General features: G+C 69.0%; 14 protein-coding genes. 4 read left to right on the forward strand and 10 right to left on the reverse strand.

Annotated elements, in window-relative coordinates:
- Window positions 1-3: 3 nt before the first annotated feature.
- From WC969_07240 to WC969_07285, 10 genes are all read right to left on the reverse strand, one after another.
- Window positions 4-738, reverse strand: a complete 735-nt coding sequence (locus WC969_07240) for an OAM dimerization domain-containing protein (GenBank protein ID MFA6029630.1) — start codon at window positions 736-738, stop codon at window positions 4-6.
- Complete coding sequence (locus WC969_07245; protein ID MFA6029631.1) at window positions 732-2348, reverse strand: lysine 5,6-aminomutase subunit alpha; 1617 nt, start codon at window positions 2346-2348, stop codon at window positions 732-734. The genes WC969_07240 and WC969_07245 overlap by 7 nt, the downstream gene beginning before the upstream one ends.
- On the reverse strand, window positions 2348-3958 hold the full coding sequence (locus WC969_07250; GenBank protein MFA6029632.1) for a hypothetical protein: 1611 nt from the start codon (window positions 3956-3958) through the stop codon (window positions 2348-2350). Before WC969_07250 ends, WC969_07245 begins: the two co-directional genes overlap by 1 nt.
- Window positions 3955-4866, reverse strand: a complete 912-nt coding sequence (locus WC969_07255; protein MFA6029633.1) for a hypothetical protein — start codon at window positions 4864-4866, stop codon at window positions 3955-3957. The genes WC969_07250 and WC969_07255 overlap by 4 nt, the downstream gene beginning before the upstream one ends.
- Window positions 4867-4967: 101 nt before the next feature.
- The gene (gene ablA / locus WC969_07260; GenBank protein MFA6029634.1) at window positions 4968-6230 is read right to left on the reverse strand and encodes a lysine 2,3-aminomutase; all 1263 of its coding nucleotides are present in this window, start codon (window positions 6228-6230) and stop codon (window positions 4968-4970) included.
- Between the two features lie 113 nt (window positions 6231-6343).
- Window positions 6344-7402, reverse strand: a complete 1059-nt coding sequence (locus WC969_07265; protein MFA6029635.1) for an L-erythro-3,5-diaminohexanoate dehydrogenase — start codon at window positions 7400-7402, stop codon at window positions 6344-6346.
- On the reverse strand, window positions 7399-8220 hold the full coding sequence (locus tag WC969_07270; protein MFA6029636.1) for a 3-keto-5-aminohexanoate cleavage protein: 822 nt from the start codon (window positions 8218-8220) through the stop codon (window positions 7399-7401). Before WC969_07270 ends, WC969_07265 begins: the two co-directional genes overlap by 4 nt.
- Window positions 8221-8228: 8 nt before the next feature.
- Window positions 8229-8882, reverse strand: coding sequence for a 3-oxoacid CoA-transferase subunit B (locus WC969_07275; GenBank protein MFA6029637.1), 654 nt, complete (start codon window positions 8880-8882; stop codon window positions 8229-8231).
- Entirely contained in the window at window positions 8875-9534 is a 660-nt protein-coding gene (locus WC969_07280) for a CoA transferase subunit A (protein ID MFA6029638.1), read from the reverse strand. Before WC969_07280 ends, WC969_07275 begins: the two co-directional genes overlap by 8 nt.
- A gap of 80 nt (window positions 9535-9614) precedes the next feature.
- Complete coding sequence (locus WC969_07285) at window positions 9615-10088, reverse strand: helix-turn-helix transcriptional regulator (protein MFA6029639.1); 474 nt, start codon at window positions 10086-10088, stop codon at window positions 9615-9617.
- 309 nt (window positions 10089-10397) lie between these two features.
- On the opposite strand from WC969_07285, the gene WC969_07290 reads away from it, so the two are divergent.
- From WC969_07290 to WC969_07305, 4 genes are all read left to right on the forward strand, one after another.
- On the forward strand, window positions 10398-11018 hold the full coding sequence (locus WC969_07290) for a TetR/AcrR family transcriptional regulator (protein MFA6029640.1): 621 nt from the start codon (window positions 10398-10400) through the stop codon (window positions 11016-11018).
- A complete protein-coding gene (locus tag WC969_07295; protein MFA6029641.1) occupies window positions 11015-12349 on the forward strand; it encodes a TolC family protein in 1335 nt (444 codons plus the stop codon). Before WC969_07290 ends, WC969_07295 begins: the two co-directional genes overlap by 4 nt.
- A 306-nt stretch (window positions 12350-12655) precedes the next feature.
- Window positions 12656-13588: an efflux RND transporter periplasmic adaptor subunit gene (locus tag WC969_07300; protein ID MFA6029642.1), complete on the forward strand. Its 933-nt coding sequence runs from the start codon at window positions 12656-12658 to the stop codon at window positions 13586-13588.
- Window positions 13585-16707: an efflux RND transporter permease subunit gene (locus WC969_07305; GenBank protein MFA6029643.1), complete on the forward strand. Its 3123-nt coding sequence runs from the start codon at window positions 13585-13587 to the stop codon at window positions 16705-16707. Before WC969_07300 ends, WC969_07305 begins: the two co-directional genes overlap by 4 nt.
- The last annotated feature ends 39 nt before the right edge of the window (window positions 16708-16746 follow it).

The raw sequence follows: 16746 nt of genomic DNA on the forward strand, positions 1-16746 counted from the left end.
CGCCTACAGGCGCCCCCTCTCCGCGAGCTTCTTGACGATGAAGGTCGCCACGTCGTCGGCGTAGGTGCCGGGCCCGAAGCCCGCGTCGAAGCCGAGCTCGCGGGCGAGCTTGTTGCCGATGCGGGGCCCGCCGACGATCATGAGGAGCTTCTTGCGCAGCCCCTCGGCCTCGGCGAGTTCGATGAGGCGCGTCAGGTTCTCGACGTGCGTGTCCTTCTGGGTCACGACCTGCGAGACGAGCACGGCGTCCGCCTCGAGCTCGCGCGCCTTCTCGAGGAGCTTCTCGTTGGGCACCTGCGCGCCGAGGTTGAAGGCCTCGATCATCGGATAGCGCTCGAGGCCGTAGTGATGGTTGTAGCCCTTCATGTTCATGATGGCGTCGATGCCCACGGTATGGGCGTCGAAGCCCGTGCAGGCGCCGACGACCGTGAGCTTGCGCTTGAACTCGGTCTTGATGAAGGCGTTGACCTGGTCCATGCTCATGCTCTTCTCTTCGAGCGCCTCGACGTACTCGACGCGGTCGAAGTCGACGGAGGCGTCGGTCTTCGCGTAGGCGACGAAGAAGGTGAACTCCTCCGAGAGCGGATGGGCGTGGACGATGTCGCAGTGCGCGAAGCCCATCTTGAGCACGAGCTGGCGCGCCGCCTCCTTGGCCTTCCCCCCGCATCGGACCGGCAGGGAGAAGGAGAGCTGCGTCGCGCCGTCGTCGAGGGTGTCTCCGTAGGGCTTGATCAGCATGATGCCTCTCGCCGTCCCCCTCTCCCGCCGGCGGGAGAGGGCCGGGGTGAGGGGCGCCCGAGCCGCAGGCGCCGCTTGAGCCAGTCCTCGACCGGGTTCCAGTACTCCGGGCCCTTCTCCGCGACCCCGTCGAGGCCCTTGCCGCCGTCCCTGGGCCGCTTCACTTCCGCGAAGACCCCTTTCGAGATGGCGTCGAAGAGGCCGAGGCCCTCGACCTCCGCGAGGAGCTCCACCGCTTCGTCGAGCACCTTCTTCGCGCGCCGCATCACGATGCCGCCCTTGCGGAACTCGATCTCTTCCGAGAAGTCCGCCATGCTGTTCATGACGTAGAGCGCGTTCTGGATGGCGAGGTAGCGGTCCTGCAGGAAGGGCGTATGGATGGCCTCGGTGAGCATCCCGAGCAGGTGGATGCTCTGCCCGGTCGCCTTCGACGCGAAGTTGAACATCGCGTTCATCGTCAGGCCCTTGAACACGTCGCCCGTCATGAACTTCGTGGGCGGCATGTACTTGAGCGGATGCTGCGGGAAGATCTCGCGCGCCATGCGCGCCTGCGCGAGCTCGAGGAGGAAGCCGTTCTTGATGGACGGGTCCATCTCGAAGGCGTGGCCCAGGCCCATGAGCCGCGTCGGCATGCCCGCGTCGAGGGCGAAGCGCTCGTTGATGAACTGCGAGGCGAGGACGGTGTTCGCCTTCTCCACCGCGTCGGAGGTCGTCAGGTAGTTGTCCTCGCCGGTGTTGATGACGATGTCGGCGGCGGCGTTGATCATCCGCGAGAAGTTCTGGTCGACGAAGGTGCGGAGCATGTTGATGTCGCGGAAGAGGATGCCGTACATGGAGTCGTTGAGCATCATGTCGAGGCGCTCGAGCGCCCCCATCGCCGCGATCTCGGGCATGCAGAGTCCCGAGCAGTAGTTGACGAGGCGGATGTAGCGGCGCTCCTTCTCGCCGACCTCGTCGAGAGCCGCCCGCATGATGCGGAAGTTCTCCTGCGTCGCGTAGGTGCCGCCGAAGCCCTCGGTCGTCGCGCCGTAGGGGACGTAGTCGAGCAGGCTCTGCGCGGTGGTGCGGATGACCGCCACGATGTCGGCGCCCTGGAGGGCGGCGGCCTGCGCCTGCTTGACGTCCTCGTAGATGTTGCCGGTGGCGACGATGACGTAGAGGAGCGGGTCCTTGGCCGCGCGGCGGAAGGCCTTGAGCTTGGCGCTGCGGTGGGCGACGTTGGCCTTCACGCGGGCGTCGAGGCCGGCGACGAGCTCCCGGGCCTTGGCCTCGACGCGGTCCTGTTCGAGGAGCGGCACTTTCGAGAGGTCGAAGCCGCGGGCGAGGGCGTCGTTGAGCTCCGCCGGGCTCTTGCCCTCATGGAGCAGCGCGCTCACGTAATGGCGGGCCAGGCCGCCGCCGAGGCGCTCGCGCAGGGCTTCGACGACGAGGTTGGGGACGGGGACGCCGTCCGCGTTCGCCCCGTCGGCGCCGAGCAGGCGCAGCGTCGCGCGCTCGACGGTGACGGTCGTGTGCCGCCGGATGTGCTCCCGCACGGGCGCGGCGATCGCCGCCGCGCGGCGCCGGGCCTCCGCGATCTTCGTCTTCGACAGGCCGAGTTTCGCTTTCATCATCCCTTCCCTGCGTCAGCCTGCAGCGCGAGCAGACGCTCCGCGGAATCCACCACGTCGGCGTCGAGCCCCAGCACGCGCGCGACCTTGAGCGCGTCGCCGGCGCGCGGCGACGCGTCGTCGGCGACCAGCTCGTAGCGCATGTAGCGGTGGATGCGGGCGAGGCGCTCGGTGAGCGTCCCCCCGGTCTCGGCGCCCAGGAAATCCTTGAAGGCCTTCTCGTCGAAGCCCCGCATGCGCCAGGCCGCGACGCCCTCGGGGAGCGCGAGCCCGGAGAGGTGCGTCGAGACCAGCGCGTAGTAGGACGGCGTCCGGGCGAACACATGGAGGACCGCGGAGAGCAGCGCGGCGCCCTCGGCGGAGTTCGTCGTCTTCGCGAACTCGTCCATGAGCACGAGCCGGCGCGCGGAACGCCCGCGCAGGACCGCGAGAAGCGCGTGCAGCTCGAGGCCGAAGGAGCTCAGGCCCGCCGGCTCCTCGCGCGGCCCCTCCCCGACGTAATCGAGGCGCTCGAAGAGCGGGGTCTCGAAGGCCTCCGCGGGCACGAAGTGCCCCGTCTGGGCGAGGAGCTGGAGGAGGGCGAGGGTCTTGAGCGCCGCGGTCTTGCCGCCCATGTTGGAACCGCGCAGGATCCCCACGCGGGCCTCGAGCGCGCACTCGAGCGGGGTGTAGTCGAGCCCGAGCGCGCGGTTGCGCTCCTCGAGCGGGACGTGGCGTCCGCCGCGCACCGTGACCGCCGCGCCGAAGTCGAGCAGGCGGGGACGGACGAGGCGATGGCGCTGCGCCAGGCGCGCCTTGGCGAGCAGCGCGTCGAGGTGCCCGACCGCGTCGCCGTAGCCGCGCACGCAGGCCCCCTCGCGCGCCGCCGCCGCCGAGAGCGAGGACAGGACCTCCGCCTCGCGCGCACGCTCCTCCTCGAGGAGTCTCTCGCGCGCGGCGGAGAGCTCGAGAGGCCTCGGGCCGAAGACCGGCTTGACCACGACGCGGGAGGCGTCGTGCGGCTCGATGAAGAGGTCGGCGTCCCCGAAATGCCGGCGCGCCTCCGCTTCGGGCAGGACCAGGAACTCCCGGCCGGAGAACTCGAGGCCGCAGCGCTCGCGGATCTCCGAAAGCTTGCGGTCCTGGAGATGCCGGAGCTCGGCCTCGAGGGTCCGGATGCGCGCGCGCACGTCCTTGAGCGCGGGCAGCCCCTCTTCGGAGATCCGGAAGACCTCCTCCTCCCCGCCCCCGCGGCAGAGCGCACGGTAGAGCTCCTCGGACTCCCAGGCGGCGCCGAGTTCGGCGCGCAGGGCCTCGGGAAGTTCGGCGAAGGCGGCGCGGACGTTGAGGAGGAACTTCTTGAGGAGGAAGAGCTCTCCTAACCCCAGCGGGGCGTCCAGGTCGAAGTCGAGCGGAGGCATGCGCCGGAGGCGCCCCTCGACGCGCTCGGCCGCCGCCCCGTCGGCGCGCAGGAAGGAGAGGAGGCGTTCGACGAGGTCGTACTCCCGCTCCAGCGGCGCGCGCTCGGAGAGGAACTCCTCCTTCTCCCGCGCCGCGCGGCCGAAGGGGCTCAGCGGCGGGCCGTCGGCGAGGAAGGCGTCGATCTCGGAGAAGAGGCGGGCTTCTTTCACGCGGAAGCCTCGTAAGGGTTGTAGAGGATCTTCGCGAGGACCGCGGGCTCGAGCCCCCGCTCGAACTCGGCGCGGGAGAGGTCCTTGAGCACGACGCAGAAGCAGAGGAGCTCCAGGCGGCGGCGGAAGCGGAACTCGCGGCGCGCCGACGCGGCCTTCCATTCCCGCCAGGACAGGAAGACCTTCGTGAGGTCGCCGAGCACGAGCGTCCGGACGTCTTCCGGGACCGCGGCGAGCTTGTCGCGGGTGAGCGCGCCGGGGAGCTCCTGCGCGTCGGAGGCGCCCTCGCCGGCCGTCTCGACGCGCGCGAGGGCCTCGAGCAGGCGCATGGAGTCCTGTACGGACGCCAGGCGCGAGCGCTCGGCCCGAACGACGAAGACGATGCCCGCCCCCTCGCGGGAGGCGGCCTGGGTGAGCCGGTCGACGGCCCCGTCGACGAGGACGGTGCGGGCGCCGCGCGCGTGCAGGGCGTCGAGCGCGCAGGAGAGCGCCTCGTTGTGCTCGGGCCCGGCGAGCTCGACGAAGCCGCCGCGCAGCACCCGCACGAGCGCGAGCCGGCCGAGCACGGTCGTGCCGGGGAAGACCTCGAGAAGCTCGCAGGAGAGCTCGGAGGCGGAGAGCATGCGGTCGGTCGTCACGAGGAGGTCGCCCTCTTCCGCGCGCACCCGCGGCTTGGGGTTCCCGAACACGAGGTCCCTGGCTTCGCCGTCCACGCCGATGCTCAGGAAGCCCACGCCGGTACCGCGGTGACGGTGCGCAGGCCCTTCTCCTCTCGCACCGTCGTCGCGGCGCTCGGGCCCGCCGCGATGACGAAGGCGGCCGAGCGCGAAGTTGAGGAAGGTGGTCTTGCCCGCGTTCTTGGCGGAGCCGACGATGAAGGCGGTGCGGCCCTCGAGGAGGCTCTCCACGTCGATCTCCCGCCCGGCGTGAGTCGGATTCCCCCCCACCCTAGCCCTCCCCCCGAGGGGAGGGAGCAATGAGGAAGCCCCCGGGACACCCGCCCACCCATCTACGCATGCCGTTCCCGGCGCTTGAGCCCCTGCGGCTCGAGCGAGAGCTTCTCGCCGGCCAGGAGCTGTCCGACCCCGTCGGAGGGGCGGTAGCGCTCGTCCTTGCAGTACTCGCAGGCGCAGGGCTCCGAGTAGGCGTGCTCGGGCTGGGTGTAGGTCGTCAGGACGCCCTCGTAGTTGCGCAGCACCAGGCGCCGGTCGGACTGCGAGATGAGGTAGTTGGGCATGAGCGGGATCTTCCCGCCCCCGCCCGGCGCGTCCACGACGAAGGTCGGGACGGCCATGCCGGTCGTGTGGCCGCGCAGGTTCTCCATGATCTCGATGCCCTTGGCGATCGAGGTCCGGAAGTGGCTGATGCCCTTGGAGAGGTCGCACTGGTAGATGTAGTAGGGCTTCACCCGGATGCGCAGGAGGTCCTGGACGAGCCGGCGCATCTTCGCGGGGCAGTCGTTGACGCCCTTGAGCAGGACCGTCTGGTTCCCCAGCGGGATCCCCGCGTCGGCGAGCTTCGCGCAGGCGGCGGCGGCCTCGGCGGTGACCTCCTTGGGGTGGTTGAAGTGCGTGTTCACGTAGATGGGATGGTACTTGCGGAGCATCGCCGTGAGCTCGTCGGTGATCCGCATGGGCATGACCACGGGCGTCCGGGTGCCGATGCGGATGATCTCGACGTGGGGGATCTCGCGCAGTCCCCTGAGGATCCCCTCCAGCACGTCCTCTCCCAGCACGAGAGGGTCTCCGCCCGAGATGAGCACGTCGCGGACCTGCGGGGTCTTGCGGATGTAGGCGAGGGCCGCCTCGACGTTCTTCTTCGCGAGATGCGCGTCCTCGAGGCCGACGAGCCGGCGCCGGGTGCAGTGACGGCAGTTCATCGAGCAGATGTTGGTGACGAGCAGCAGCACGCGGTCGGGGTAGCGGTGGGTCAGGCCCGGGACCGGAGAGTCCACGTCCTCATGGAGCGGGTCGTCGAGGTCGGAGAGGTCGTCCTTGAGCTCCGTGGCGGTCGGGATGGCGAGCTGGCGCACGGGGCAGCGGCGGTCCTTCGGGTCCATGAGCGCCGCGTAGTAGGGGGTGATCGCCATGCGGAACTTCTCGAGGCACTTGCGCAGGTCGGCGACCTCCCCGGCGTCGAGGTCGGCGACCTTCTGGAGCGCCTCGACGGTCTTGATGCCGTTGCGCAGCTGCCAGCGCCAGTCGTTCCAGTCCTTCTCGGGGACGTCCTTGAACGCCGGGACGCGCTTATAGTCCACCTGCTTATAGGTCATGCGTGGCTCCTCTCGGTGCCTGGCTCCCGAAGGGTGCCTGGCACCGGCCGTAAGCGTTGCTCCCGGTGACCCGGGACCGAGACGACCCCCTCCGCGCCGCGGGGCCGGCGGATTCAAGTGTAGAGCTTCTCATAGAGCGCGCGGATCTCGGGGGACTCGCGCAGGATGTTGAGCGTGATCTCCGCGTGCCCCTTCGTGTAGCCGTTGCCGACGATCATGTCCACGTCCTTGCCGACGCCTTCGGCGCCGAGCGCCGCCTTCGTGAAGGAGGTGGCCATGCTGAAGAAATAGACGAGCCCCCGGTCGCGGCACATGAGGATGGAAGCCATCTCGGTGTTCTGGATGTTGACGCAGTTGATGACGAGGTCGGCGAGCCGCCCGAGCGTCGCGGCATGGATCTTCTCGTAGCAGGCGACCGCGTCGGAGGCGTCGAGCTTGAAGAGCTCGTCGCAGAAGCCGAGCTTCTTGAGCCGTTCGAGTCCTTTGTCGGAGAACTCGATGCCGAGCACGCGCCCGGTGACGCCGGCGCGCCGGCGCGCCTCGTAGGCGCAGAGCAGGCCCGACTTCCCGCCGGCGCCGATGATCACGACGGTGTCGCCGGGCTTCACGAAGCGGGCGGTCTGGGCCGGAGCCCCGCAGACGTCGAGCACCGCGAGCGCGAGGGGCGCCGGGATGTCGGAGGGGAGCTTCGCGTAGAGGCCGCTCTCGAAGAGCACCGCCTGGCCGCGGACGCGGACCTGGTCCACGTCCTTCTTGACCTCGAGGATCTCGTCGATGCGCAGCGGGGTCAGCGAGAGGGAGACGAGGCTCGCGATGCGGTCGCCGGGCTTGAGCGGGCACTTCCCCGCCAGCGCCGGGCCGACCTTCGCGACCGTGCCGATGAACATCCCGCCCGAGCCGGTGACGGGGTTCTGCATCTTGCCGCGCTCGGCGACGATGCCGAGGATGGCCGCGCGGATCTTCCCCTCGTCGCCGCCCGCGGCGGCCTTGATCTGCGTGAAGCTCGCCGAGTCGACGTTCAGCGTGTCCACGTCCACGAGGATCTCGTCGTCGTAGGGCGCGTCCATCGCGTTGTCGAGCTTCTCGGCCGGCTGGGGCAGGACGCCCGCGGGCTTGAGCACCCGGTGCGTGCCGAACGGGTTCCCCTTGCGGGAGGCGGTGGAGGTCTTCATGCGCCCCTCAGCTGCAGCGCCTTGCGCACGTCGCCCGGCTTCGCGATCTCGAGCCCGGACTCCTTCGCGATGCGGACCGCGCGCTCGACGAGCTGGGCGTTGCTCTTGGCGAGCACGCCCTTGGAGAAGTAGACGTTGTCCTCCATCCCGACGCGGATGAAGCCGCCCAGGGCCACCGCGCCGTAGATGGACATGAGCGACGCCTTGCCGCCGATGCCCATGACCGTCCAGAAGCTGCCGGCGGGGACGCGGCGCACGAAGAAGTCCAGGACCTCGGGCTCGTACTTCACCCCGCCCGGGACGTTGAGGACGAAGCCGTAATGGAAGGGAGGCTCGATGAGCTTCTCCTTGACCAGGACGTGGCTCGCGTAGACGTGCGAGAGGTCGAAGCACTCGAGGGTCGGCCGCACCTTCCGCTTCTTCATCTCGGAGGCGAACTCGCGCATGATGGGGAGCGTGTTGACGATGTACTCGTCTCCGAAGTTGACGGTCCCGCAGTCGAGGGAGGCCATCTCGGGCTCGAGGGTGACCGGCTGGAGGCGCTCCTGCGGGGTCATCCCCACGGCGCCCCCGGTCGTGACCTCGATGACGACGTCGCACTTGCGGCGGATGAGCTCCATCGTCTTCTTGAAGACCTTCACGTCCTGCGTCGGCTTCTCGTGCTCGTCGCGGACGTGGAGGTGGACGACGGAGGCTCCCGCCTCGTACGCCTCGAAGGCCGAGTCGGCGATCTGCTCCGGGGTGACCGGGAGGTTCGGGTTGTGCTGACGGGTCGTCTCGGCGCCCGTCACCGCGCAGGTGATGACCATCTTGTCCATGGGATCCTCTAGAACTTCCCGATCTTCGGCGCGAGGGTCAGCCTCGCCGCCGTCTTCTTGACGACCTCTTCGACCGTCGTGTCCTCGGCGACCTCCTCGAGGACCAGCCCCTGCGGGGTCACGCGGATGACCGCCATGTCGGTGACGATGAGGTCCACCTCCTTGCGGGCGGTCAGCGGGAGCGTGCACTTGGGGAGGATCTTGGAGGCGCCGTTCTTGCTGACGTGCTCCATCGAGATGATGACCTTCTTCGCGCCGACGACGAGGTCCATCGCCCCGCCCATCCCGGGCACCATCTTGCCGGGGATCATGTAGTTGGCGAGGTTCCCCTCTTCGTCGACCTCGAGCGCGCCGAGCACGGTGACGTCGAGGTGCCCGCCGCGGATGATGGAGAAGGACATCGCGGAGTCGAAGTAGCAGCCGCCGGGGATCATCGTCACCGGCTTGCCGCCGGCGTTGACGGTATCGAGGTCCTCTTTCCCCTTCTCCGGGGAGGGCCCGAGGCCGATGAAGCCGTTCTCGGAGTGGAGGAGGATGGTCCGGTCCTTGGGCAGGTAGTCGGCCACCATCGTGGGCATGCCGATGCCGAGGTTCACGAGGGAGTTGTCCGGGAGCTCCCGGGCGATCCTCTGGGCGATGCGGACTCTCTTATCGTCAGGCATTGCCGCCTCCTTTCACGATGTCGGTGACGAAGACGCAGGGGATCGTCGCCTTGTCCGGGTCGATCCCTCCGGGCTCGACGACCTTGTCCGTCTCGACGAAGACCCGTTCGGCCGCCATCGCCATCACGACGTTGAAGTTCTTCATGGACTTGGGCACGAAGGCGTTGCCGAAGCGGTCGACCTCGCGCGCCTGCAGGAAGGCGAAGTCGGCGTGCAGCGGAAGCTCGAGCAGGAACTTCTTCCCGGAGACCTCCACCGTGCGCTTGCCGTTCTCGACCTCGGTGCCGAGGCCCGTCGGGGTGAGCACGCCGCCCAGGCCCGCGCCGCACGCGCGGATGCGCTCGGCGAGGGTGCCCTGCGGCACGAGCTCGACGACCATCTCGCCGGAGTGCATCTTCTGCCCGGCGACGGGGTTGAGCCCGATGTGGGAGGCGATGAGGTGCTTCACCTGGCCCGCGACGATGAGCTTGCCGACCCCGCGGTCGGGGAAGCCGGCGTCGTTGCAGATGATCGTGAGGTCCTTGACGCCCTTCTTGAGCAGGGCCTCCATGAGCTGCGGCGGCTGGCCGCAGCACATGAAGCCGCTGACCATGATGGACGCGCCGTCCTTCACTTCGCGGACGGCCTCTTCGGGTGTGCAGATTCTCTTCATTGAGGGATTCTCCGTAAACGTTATAGCGCCATTATACACAAACGCGCCGCGCGCACGCGCGTCCGGGACGGACGGCGGGATCAGGCCAGTTCGTCCCAGTCCAGCGGGGAGTCCTTGAGCCGGAGCCGCTGTTCCTCGAAGCGCACGAGGTGCATGGCCATGTCCTGCGCGGGCGCGTGGCGCTCGTGCGCCAGCGAGCGCAGGCCGGAGGCCGCGCGGCGCCGTGCGCTCGCGCGCAGGCGTTCGTCCACGACCGCGTCGAGGTCGCGCCGGGGCAGCGGGAGGACGAGGGCGTCGCAGAACATCGCGGAGAAGACCCGCTGAAGGGTGTCCATGCGCACCCCGCCCCGGCCGCTCTCGATGCGGGCGATCTGGGGCTGGGGAACGCCCGCGCGGCGAGCCAGTTGGGCCTGGGTCATGCGCAGGCGCGTGCGCAGGGTCCGCACCGCGGCCGACCAGGGCAGGGCCGACAACGCGGCGCCCTCCCGGGACAGGACCGCCACCGCCCGGTTCAGCGCGTAGATCTCGGTCTCATGGGTCCTTCGTTTGGCCATTTCCCCTCCCGCTCCGTCGATGCGCGTAACAAATCCTGCGCATATTATATATCGTATATGTTATCGCGTTCAACATTATTTATATCCTTTATGTTATATTCACAGGCTTATCAAGATATCCCCCGCCCCTTTTGGACGAAATGGAACGAAAGTCACCCCCCCTCCAGACTTATCCACAAAGGATCGAATAGGCGCTGTCAAGGCCCTGTCAAGGCCCCTAGAGCGCATGGGTCCACGGGTCCCATTGACAGCGGGGAGCGCGCGTGGTATATTAATGACTGACCGGTCAGTCATTAACAAGGAAGAGCCATGGCCCGCCCACACGCCGAGCACCCCGAACTCCGCCGCCGCCGCATCCTCGATGCCGCCCGCGTCGTCATGGCGCGCCAAGACTACCGCGATCTGCGCCTGGAGGACGTCGCCCGCGAGGCCGGGCTCGCGAAAGGGACCCTCTACCTTTATTTTCGCGACAAAACCGATCTCATGTGTGCGGTGCTCGATGATATGCTCCACGGCATGGAGGACCTGGTCCGGGATGCCACGCCGAAGACCCCGGCCCCCTCCGCGCGCGAAGCCGCACGCACGACGCTGCGGGCGATCGCCGAGGGACACCTTGCGTTCCTGGACGTCCACCACGACTTCATGACGCGCTGCATCAGCCAGGACCCTCTCCTCAGCGAAGACCCTTCCTACGCGCCCATCCGCACGAGGATGAACGCCCATCTGACGATGCTGACGAAGCTCATCCGCGAGGCGCAGTCCGCGGGTCTGATGCGCCCCGGCGACCCCCGCATGGACGCGCTCTTCTTCATGGAGCTGCTGCGCCTCTTCCTGACCCGCCGGGTGGTCTTCGGGAACCGCCGCCCCCTGCGCACCCAGGCCGACGCTCTGCTGGACCTCTTCCTCAACGGCACCGGGAGGCACGCATGAAGCGGACCACGCTCGCCGCTTTCCTCTTTCTAGCCGCCCTCCACCGCACGTCCGCCGCGCAAGCTCCTGAGGCGCCGGCGCGGATCCTGACGCTGGAGGGCGCCGTGGAACTCGCTCTCAGGAACAACCTCGACGTCGCCCTCGCGGGCCTGCGCAAGGACACGACCCGCAGCGACCTGCGCCGCGCCTGGGCGGCGGCCATCCCGGACATCACCCTGACGGGGAGCCTGACCCGGAACCTGGAGCAGCCCAAGGCCTTCTTCGGCGGCGGAGCGATCGCCATGGGCCAGCCCTGGAGCATGCGCCACGCCGCGACGGTCGAGCAGGTCGTCTACGCCGGCGGGGCCGTCGCCTCGGGCGTGCGCGCGGCCCGCGCGGGCGTGGAGGTCGGGGAGGCGGAGCTCGCCGCCGCCCGCGCCGATGTCGTGCTCGCCGTCCGCTCCCTCTTCTACGGCGTGCTCCTCGCGAGCGACACGGCCCGCATCCAGGCCGACAACCTCGCCTCCGCCGAGGACCACCTGCGCACCATCCGCGAGCGCTATCGCCAGGGCCTCGACAGCGACCTCGTGCTCCTGCGCCAGCAGGTCGAGGCCGCCAACGCGAAGCCCGCCCTCCTGCAGGCGCGCAACGCCCATGAGCTCGCCCAGCTCCAGCTCAAGGACACCCTGCGGCTCGACGTCGACGAGCCCGTCGAGTTCGTCGGCGCTCTCGAGCCGCCGAAGGGAGGGCTCCCTTCCTATGAAGGGCTCGTCCGCACGGCGCTGGAGAACAGCGCCGATTACAAGGCGGCCCGCTCGCGCGCCCTGCAGGCCGACGCGGTGCTGGGAGCCCTGAAGGGCAAGAACCTGCCCTGGCTCTCGGCGGTCGCGGACTACCAGTGGTACTCCGAGTCCCGCGACCTCGGCCCGGGCACGACGGAAAGGGACACGAGCTCGATGGCCGGCCTGCGCCTGCGCTGGCCCCTGTTCACGGGCGGAGAGATCCGCGAGCAGGTCCGTCAGGCCCGCATCACCAAGGACGCCTCCGAGACCGTCGCCGAGAAGGTCCTGCGCGCCGTGCGCCTCTCGGTCAAGCGCGCCTGGCTCTCCGCCGCCGAGGCCTCCGAGCGCTCGCGCAGCGGCGAGGAGGCCGTCGGCCAGGCCCGCCGCGCGCTCGAGGCCACCGAAGTCCGCTACCGCGCCGGGCAGTCCAGCCAGCTCGAGCTCACCGACGCCACGCTCGCGCTCCAGCGCGCCCGCCTGCTCTACGCGCAGGCCCTGCACGATTACCGCGCCGAACTCGCGTCCCTGGAAAGGGCCGCGGGCGTCGCCGTTGGTGCTCCGACCGAATAATTATGGACGCTTTGGAGGCCCGCACATGAGACGGATTCAAGGAGCGACGACCGAAGATAGCTTGAGCTATCTGAGGGAGGAGCGACGCAGAAGCCGCCCAGGGGCGGGCCTCCCCTTCCGCGACAGTTTCGCTGCCGAAAACAGCGGAACTTCCCGGAGTGGGACCGGGCGCTTTCGGCCGCCAGCCGCGTTGCTCGTCGCTCACATAGCTCAAGCTATGCTCGCTCCTCGCGCCTTGCCGGTCGGCCGAAATCGCCCGGTCAAAGCGTCCATAATTATTCGGTCGGAGCACAGGGAGGCCTCACGATGAAGACCCGCATCCCCGTCCTGCTCTCCCTCCTGGCCCTGTCCGCCGCCTGCGGGAAGAAGGACAAGGCCGTCGAGCGCCTCGACACCTTCCCGGTGAAGACCGTCGCCGTCGAGAAGCGCGACGTCGAGGAGACGGTCGTCCTCGTCGGCTCCGTGAAGGCCAAGGACGAGGCGACCCTCTTCTCCCGCGTGCCGGGCAAGCTCCTGCGCAACGCGCTGCAGGAAGGCGCCTCCGTGAAGAAAGGCGAGGCCGTCTCCTTCGTGGAGCGCGACGAGGTCGGCGTCCGCTTCGAGCCCGCCCCGGTGCCCTCGACCCTCGACGGGGTCGTCGCCCGCGTCTATCTCGACCAGGGCCAGAACGTGACCCTGGGGACGCCCGTCGCGCTGGTCGTCGACGCCTCCGCCCTCTACGCCCGCGCCGACGTGCCCGAACGCTATGCGGGCCGCGTCCGCGTCGGCCAGGCGGTGCGCCTGAAGACCGACGCCTGGCCCGACCGGGTCTTCCGCGGGACGGTCAGCCGCGTGAGCCCGGTCGTGGACCCCGTGAGCCGCAGCGCCCTCATCGAGACGCGCCTCGACGCGGGCTCCGGGCTCCGCTCGGGCATGTTCGGGGAGCTCACCCTGGTGCTCGGCAGCTCGGGGAAGGCCGTCGCGGTCCCCACGGTGGCGCTGACGGACGGCGGCGCCGTGGACGCCCGGGAAAGCGGCTGGGCCGTCTTCGTCTGCAAGGACGGGAAGGTCCGGAAGCGCGAGGTCGAGCTCGGCCTGCGCAACGACGAGTTCACGGAGATCCGCAAAGGCGTGGAGCCCGGGGAGCAGGTCGTGACCTTCGGCCTCTACGGACTCAAGGACGGAAGCCCCGTCGAAGTGCTCGACGGCCCGGTCCCTGCGGCGGGCCCTGGCGCCGCAGGCGCGGAGAGCGGGAAGTGAAGATCTCCGACGTCTGCATCAAGCGCCCGGTCTTCACCGTGATGATGGTCTCCGCGCTCATGGTGCTCGGCCTCTTCTCCTACCTGCGCCTGGGCGTGGACCTCTTCCCCAACATCGAGTTCCCCTTCGTGCTGGTCTCGACGACGCTCCCCGGCGCCGGGCCCGAGGAGGTCGAGACCTCCATCACGAAGCCCCTCGAGGAGGCCGTCAACACCATCTCCGGCATCGAGACCCTCAAGTCCACGAGCTACGAGGGCCTGAGCCAGCTGATGATCACCTTCATCCTCGAGAAGGACGGGAACGTCGCGGCCCAGGAGGTGCGCGACGCCGTCGGGCGCGTCCAGCGCGACCTCCCGCAGGGCACCGACCCTCCGGTCGTGCAGAAGATCGACCCCGGCGCCACCCCGGTCATGACCGTCGCCGTCAGCGGCGAGATGCCCCTGCGCGAGCTCACCGAGGTCGCCAAGAAGAAGGTCAAGGAGCGCCTGGAGTCCGTCAAAGGCGTCGGGAAGATCACCATCGTCGGAGGCCGCGAGCGGGAGATCCACGTCGTGCTCGACCCGCCCAAGATGTCGGCCTACGGCGTCACGGCCAAGGCCGTGCAGGACGCGCTCAAGGAGCAGAACGTCGAGATCCCCGGCGGGCGCGTCGCCCAGGAGCGCCGCGAGCTCGTGCTGCGCACCCTCGGCCGCGTGGAGACGCCGAAGGACTTCGAGAAGATCATCGTCGCCAACCGCGGCGGCGTGCCGGTGCGCATCCGCGACGTCGGGAGGGTCGAGGACACCTCCGAGGAGGCCCGCTCCGTCGCCCGCCTCGACGGCAAGGACACGGTCTCTCTGGTCGTGCAGAAGCAGTCCGGCGAGAACACCGTCGAGGTCATCACCCGCGTCAAGGAGCGCCTGGAGGACCTGCGCGCCTCCCTCCCGCGGAGCGTGCGGATCTCCGTCGTCCGCGACCAGTCGGAGTTCATCCTCACCTCGGTGGCCACGGTCCAGGAGCACCTCGTGCTCGGCGCCGTCCTCGCCTCCCTCGCGGTCCTCCTCTTCATGGGCAGCTGGCGCAGCACGCTCATCGCCTCCCTCGCCATCCCCACCTCCATCGTCTCGACCTTCACGCTGATGAACTACGCGGGGTTCACGCTCAACATCCTGACCCTGCTGGGCCTCGCGCTCGCCGTCGGCGTCGTCATCGACGACGCCATCGTCGTGCTCGAGAACATCTTCCGCCACATGGAGGAGGAAGGGACCCCGGCGCTGGAGGCCGCCTCCACGGGGACGCAGGAGATCGGCCTCGCCGTCATGGCGACGACCCTCTCGCTGCTCATCATCTTCCTCCCGCTGGCCTACATGGGCGGGATGATCGGCCGCTTCCTCAAGAGCTACGGCCTCACCATCGCCTTCGCCATCGCCGTCTCCTTCTTCGTCGCCTTCACCCTGACCCCGATGCTCTGCTCCCGCTTCCTCGTCGTCTCGAAGGGGCCGAAGAACCGCTTCCGGCTCTGGGTGGACGATTTCAACGCCTACCTCCGCGAGCACTACGGCCGGATGGTGTCCTGGTCCCTCGCGAACCGCTGGAAGGTGGTCGCCGCGGCGGTCTTCATCATGCTCTCGACTTTGCCGCTGCTGCGCTTCGTCGGCAAGGACTTCATCCCCCCGGACGACTCCGGGGAGTTCGAAGTGCGCTTCTCCGCTCCCGAGGGGACCTCGCTGGCGGAGAGCGACCTCGTCCTGCGCCAGGTCGAGGCGGAGCTGCGCCGCCTCTCCGGAGTGAAGAGCCTCCTCAGCTCGCTGGGCGAAGGCGAGGGCTCCTACGTCAGCGACGCGAAGATCTACGTCCGCCTCGTCGACTACCACGAGCGCGTCGCGCAGTTCAAGATCATGGGGCTGGCCCGCCGCGCGCTCGCGAAGTACAAGGGGCTGCGACTGAGCGTGAAGCCGGTCTCCCACTTCGGCGGCGCCGTCAAGGAAGGCGACCTCCAGTACTACATCGCCGGCCCGGAGCTCGAGAACCTGAAGGACTACTCGAACCGGATGGTCGAGGCCCTGAAGGCCGTGCCGGGCATCGTGGACGTCGACACCACCCTCGTCTTCGCCAAGCCCGAGATCAAGGTCCGCATCGACCGCGACCGCGCCCAGGAACTCGGCGTCAAGGTCGAGGACATCGCCAAGAGCCTGCGCCTCATGGTGAGCGGCGAGGACCAGATCACGAAGTACAAGGAGGGCGACGAGCTCTACGAGGTGCGCATCCGCGTCGACAAGACTTTCCGCGACCGGGCCTCGACGCTCGGAGCCCTGCTCCTGCCCTCCCAGCGCGGGGGACTCGTGCGCCTCGACAACGTCGCCGACCTCGTGGAGGACAAGGGACCCGCGCAGATCGACCGCATCAACCGCCAGCGCCAGGTCGGCATCATCGCGAACATGCAGGGCGCCCCGCTCGGCCTGGCCATCGCGACCGTGGAGAAGGCCGCCAGGGACATGAAGATGCCTCCGGGCTACTTCACCGGGATGGAGGGCCGCAGCCGCGAGTTCGGCCGCATGCTCAAGAACTTCCTCATGGCGTTCGGCCTGGCCTTCATCTTCATGTACATGATCCTCGCCTCGCAGTTCGAGCACTTCCTGCACCCGGTCACCATCATGCTCTCGCTGCCGCTCGCCATCCCCTTCGCCATCATCTCGCTGCTCGTGCTCGGGCAGTACCTGACGCTCTTCTCCATCATGGGCCTCTTCATGCTCTTCGGCATCGTGAAGAAGAACGCCATCCTTCAGGTGGACTACACGAACACCCTGCGCGCGCGCGGGCTCCCGCGCGACGAGGCCATCCTCGAGGCGAACAAGACCCGCCTGCGGCCCATCCTGATGACCACCGTGGTCCTCGTGGCGGCCATGCTCCCCGTGGCGTTCGGCCGCGGACCGGGAGCGGCGAACCGCGCGACGATGGCCGTGGTCATCGTCGGAGGCCAGTCGCTCTGCCTCCTCATCACCCTGCTCCTGACCCCCGTCGCCTACTCGCTCTTCGACGACGCGTCCGTGCGGGTCGCGGCCTCCTGGCGGACCTTCGGCCCGAGACTGCTGGCCGCCGCGAAGGGCCGCTGGGACGCGCCGCGCTCCCCTCGGGACTGACCCCTCCTCCGAACGCGCGCGCGCGCGTGTTTGACAGGT

Source organism: Elusimicrobiota bacterium (genome assembly GCA_041660925.1).
In the GTDB taxonomy this organism is placed as follows: Bacteria; Elusimicrobiota; Elusimicrobia; order UBA1565; family UBA1565; genus JBAZUV01.